This window comes from Pseudomonas fuscovaginae SE-1 (assembly GCF_000364705.1).
Classification (GTDB): Bacteria; Pseudomonadota; Gammaproteobacteria; order Pseudomonadales; family Pseudomonadaceae; genus Aquipseudomonas; species Aquipseudomonas fuscovaginae_A.
Genome location: NZ_AQOH01000384.1, coordinates 1 through 2,165 on the forward strand (window position 1 = coordinate 1; position 2,165 = coordinate 2,165).

The following is a 2,165-nucleotide window of genomic DNA, read 5'->3' on the forward strand; positions in this document are numbered from 1 at the left end:
CGTGGAGATGTGGTCGCACTGCTTGCAATCGCCGAAATAATCCGAGTAAGAAATGAAGAGCTGGGTGCAAAATTTGAAAAAAACGCATTCATACTGCGATCATTAAAGCACCCACATGAAGTAGAGACCTTACGAAATATCTACGGGAAAGGTTTCTTCTTAATATCAATATACTCACCCAGAGACGTCCGCGTAACAGCACTGACCGAACGCATAAGCAAATCACAGTTCGAAAACGCAAGCTCAACTCGAGCAAAAGCCGAGGAGCTTGTTGCCCGAGACGAAATAGAAGAAAACACAACACTTGGGCAGGATGTGAAAGATGCGTTCCCTCTGGCCGATCTTTTCATAAACGGAAAGGATAGGCATTCTTTAGAATCTCAGATAAGTCGTTTTTTACAAATCTTATTTGGAAATGTATTCCTTACACCTACTCGTGACGAGCACGGAATGTATCATGCTCGTTCTGCTGCACTCCGCTCAGCCGACTTAAATAGGCAGGTCGGTGCCGCAATACTTCGAACCGAAGGGGATCTAGTCGCAGTCGGTTGCAACGATGTACCAAAGGCAGGAGGAGATCTTTACTGGCCGGAAGATAAGGGAGACTCAAGAGACTTCCAGAAAGGTATGGACTCTATGGCCGAAGAGCGCATTCAGGTCATAGGCGAATTTTTGGAGCGCTTAAACAAAAATGGCCTTCTCACTTTTCCAGAGAAGGAGCTGGATTTGAGTAGTCTCGTACAACAACTAGTTTCAGGCTCCAAGAAAAGCATACTCAAAGGCACACGAGTAATGAGTTTGCTGGAGTTCGGTCGTAGCGTCCACGCTGAAATGGCTGCTCTAATGTCCGCAGCTCGACTGGGAGTTTCAGTGCGAGATGCGACTTTATACTGCACTACTTTTCCATGCCATATGTGCGCAAGACATATAGTTGCTAGCGGGGTAAAACGTGTTGTTTACATTGAACCCTATCCCAAAAGCAAGGCTAAACAACTACATCAAGATTCTATCAGCGTGGATCCTTCTACACCTTCAATAGACCATGTAAACTTTGAGCCATTCGAAGGAATATCTCCTCGGCAATATCAAGATATTTTTGATGCTCGAGAATCTAGAAAAGATTCGAACGGACGGACTACAGACTGGCGCAGTCAAGGAGGAACACCGCGCTTCTCACGCTTTTTAAACACCTACAAAGACATTGAAATTGCGATCGTCGGAAAAGAGTTATCTCGACTTGCGGAAAAGCTAAAAATCAAACTATCCTTACCAAAAGGTGGTAATGCGAGGAGTCCTGAGAAAAAATGAAAAGCACAAACAGCTTAGCGCAGCAGATCTTGAAAGCTCAGGAAGTTTTTGATGCGTGGCCAGATTCGCGAAAATCAGGCCTTCGCCTTGAAGGCGCTGACATCTTCATGAGCAAAAGTGGCCACATGCAGGATAAATCTGTGTCATTAGAAAAAATTGCCCACAAGAAGCCCAGATAGCCTCAATACACGTTGTGGGCTCTTGCTCCACCGCTAGGTCGGCTTTCCCACTCTGCGATCGGTGATAGGTCTCGATCTATCACCAATCGCAGAGTTGGGAAAATTTCGACCTAGACTTATCCCTGTCTGATTAAATCTGGGATTTTTAGCCTCTTCCCTTCCTCAGAAGCACATTCAACTGGTCGATCACTTCAGCCCAATCGGCGTCCTTCAGCACTTCGTTGCGCAGGAAATCGGCCTGGGCCTTGCTCCAGAAAAACGCGTCGGCCAGGTGTTCCTCCGGCTTGAGTGGGGAGTGGGCGACAATGAACTGGTCGATACTCTGCGCGTCGCTGGGCAGACCCAGTTGATCGAACAGGGAGGTGAAGCTGTGGGTCGGGGTATCCATGGAAATCTCCGGTCAGGGGGAAACAGAGGACGCGGCGTTCCGGCATGCCGCCTCCTCAATGGATGGGACGAGAGGCGTAAAGGTTCAGCGGCATGTGGTGAGCCCCAGGAGTGATGCCGCCACGGCCAGCCATGAATAGGAGTCTAGGCTGTCCGGCGCCGGGTGCATCTGAAACCAATTGGGAGCTTGTGCGCTTGTGTGCTTGAGCGGACTTGAGCGGACTATGGAAGCAGGGGGCATACCGGAAAGGTGGCGAGTGGGCTTGCCCACGCTGGGGCGCGTAGCGGCCC

At 49.3% G+C, this 2,165-nt stretch carries 3 protein-coding genes; 2 read left to right on the forward strand and 1 reads right to left on the reverse strand.

Going from position 1 to position 2,165, the window contains the following annotated elements; all coding sequences use genetic code 11:
• On the forward strand, positions 1–1,308 hold a 1,308-nt coding region (locus tag K675_RS32690), incomplete at its 5' end, for an anti-phage dCTP deaminase (RefSeq protein ID WP_157384020.1).
• Positions 1,305–1,487, forward strand: a complete 183-nt coding sequence (locus K675_RS33840) for a hypothetical protein (RefSeq protein WP_157384021.1) — start codon at positions 1,305–1,307, stop codon at positions 1,485–1,487. The genes K675_RS32690 and K675_RS33840, both read left to right, overlap by 4 nt.
• A 145-nt stretch (positions 1,488–1,632) precedes the next feature.
• Here the strand turns inward: K675_RS33840 and K675_RS0129495 are convergent, their stop codons facing one another.
• On the reverse strand, positions 1,633–1,875 hold the full coding sequence (locus tag K675_RS0129495; protein WP_017907050.1) for a DUF2789 domain-containing protein: 243 nt from the start codon (positions 1,873–1,875) through the stop codon (positions 1,633–1,635).
• Positions 1,876–2,165 lie beyond the last annotated feature (290 nt).

What these genes read in the sequence shown, in the direction of transcription:
- K675_RS33840 (WP_157384021.1), top strand. Translation starts at nt 1,305, where the DNA reads ATGAAAAGCACAAACAGCTTAGCGCAGCAGATCTTGAAAGCTCAGGAA.
- K675_RS0129495 (WP_017907050.1), bottom strand. Translation starts at nt 1,875, where the DNA reads ATGGATACCCCGACCCACAGCTTCACCTCCCTGTTCGATCAACTGGGT.